This is a genomic window from Methylobacterium sp. WL9, from assembly GCF_008040035.1.
GTDB lineage: Bacteria > Pseudomonadota > Alphaproteobacteria > Rhizobiales > Beijerinckiaceae > Methylobacterium > Methylobacterium thuringiense.
This window is the reverse complement of the sequence record NZ_VRVE01000179.1, coordinates 1-1,320: the sequence shown is the minus strand read 5'-3', so window position 1 is coordinate 1,320 and position 1,320 is coordinate 1. Positions and strand designations below refer to the sequence as shown.

Below are 1,320 nucleotides of genomic sequence, written 5' to 3'. Positions count from 1 at the left end.
TCCGGGATGCGCCTCGCCGCCGGCCCGCGCCGCTTCGCGATCCGCTCGGCCGGCGACCCGGACGGCCGCCGCCGCGATCTCGCCTGCGAGGTCGAGGAGATCGTGCCGGAGGGCGCCGTATGACCAGCCCGCTCCTGGCGATGCGCGCCGCCATCCTGGCGCGGCTCGGCGGCGACGCCGCCCTCGCCGCCCTGATGGGGGGCGTCGTGCGCCTTTACGACGAGCCGCCCCGCGCGGCCCTGCCCGTCTTCGCACTGTTCGGCGACGGCGAGGCCCGCGACGATTCCGTCGACGGCGCGCGCCGCCATCTCCACGCGCTGGCGCTCGTGGTGTTCGGAAAGCCCGGTTCGACCCGCAGCGCCCTCGACGCGGCGGAGCGCATCGCGGCCCTCCTCGACGAGGCCGGCCTGACGCTCGCCGGGCACGCCCTGGTCTCCCTCCGGGTCGAGTCGATCGCCGGGCACCGCGACCAAAGCAGCGGCGAGACCCGGGCGACGGTGACGCTGAAGGCCGTCACCGAAGCGATCGCGGACTGACGGTCCACCCGCCTCCCCCGCGTGGGGAGGGACATCGCACCAGAACCTCAAGCGCCGGAGCTCGATATGACCGCCCAGAAAGGCAAGGACCTGCTCATCCGGGCCGGCAACGGTGCCGGCGGATTCACGGCGGTGGCGGGGCTGCGCGCCCGGCAGATCGCCTTCAACGCGGAGGCGGTGGACGTCACCAACGCCGATTCCGCCGGGCGCTGGCGCGAGTTGCTGGCCGGAGCGGGCGTGCGCCGCGCCTCGGTCTCGGGCGCCGGCGTGTTTCGCGACGAGGCCTCCGACGCGCGGCTGCGCCAGAGCTTCTTCGACGGGGTGATCGAGGCCTACCAGATCGTGGTGCCGTCCTTCGGCACCATCGAGGGCCCGTTCCAGATCACCGCCCTCGAATACCGCGGCGACCATGCCGGCGAGGTCACCTACGACCTGGCGCTGGATTCCGCCGGGCCCCTCTCGTTCACGGTGCTCTGACCACTGCGGCCTTCCGCCGGCCCAGACCTGACCCCCGCCCCATCCGGAGACCCGACGCCATGCCCAATCGCAGACGCGGCGAGGTGCCGCTCACCTTCGGGGCCGAGCGCTACACGCTCTGCCTCACCCTCGGCGCGCTGGCCGAGCTGGAGGACACGCTGAAGGCCGGCGACGTCGTCGGCCTCGCCGAGCGCTTTTCGAGCGGACGGCTCTCGGCCCGCGACGTGATCGTGCTGCTCGGCGCGGCGCTCCGCGGCGGAGGGCACGATCTCGACGACGCGGCGGTCGCCCGCCTGCCCCTCGCGGG

3 protein-coding genes and 1 pseudogene are annotated in these 1,320 nt (G+C 74.3%); all 4 read left to right on the top strand.

Translation table 11 applies throughout. The annotated features are described in order from the left end of the window. Window positions 1-123 (top strand): annotated as a pseudogene (locus FV217_RS23625) (head-tail adaptor protein); the annotation flags it as partial. Then, window positions 120-536, top strand: coding sequence for a DUF3168 domain-containing protein (locus FV217_RS22320; RefSeq protein ID WP_147821819.1), 417 nt, complete (start codon window positions 120-122; stop codon window positions 534-536). The pseudogene FV217_RS23625 and the gene FV217_RS22320, both read left to right, overlap by 4 nt. 66 nt (window positions 537-602) lie before the next feature. Then, window positions 603-1,013 (top strand): phage major tail protein, TP901-1 family, encoded by a 411-nt coding sequence (locus FV217_RS22315; RefSeq protein ID WP_147821817.1) that lies wholly within the window; start codon window positions 603-605, stop codon window positions 1,011-1,013. 59 nt (window positions 1,014-1,072) lie between these two features. After that, a partial coding sequence (locus FV217_RS22310) for a gene transfer agent family protein (RefSeq protein ID WP_147821815.1) occupies window positions 1,073-1,320 on the top strand: 248 nt, incomplete at its 3' end.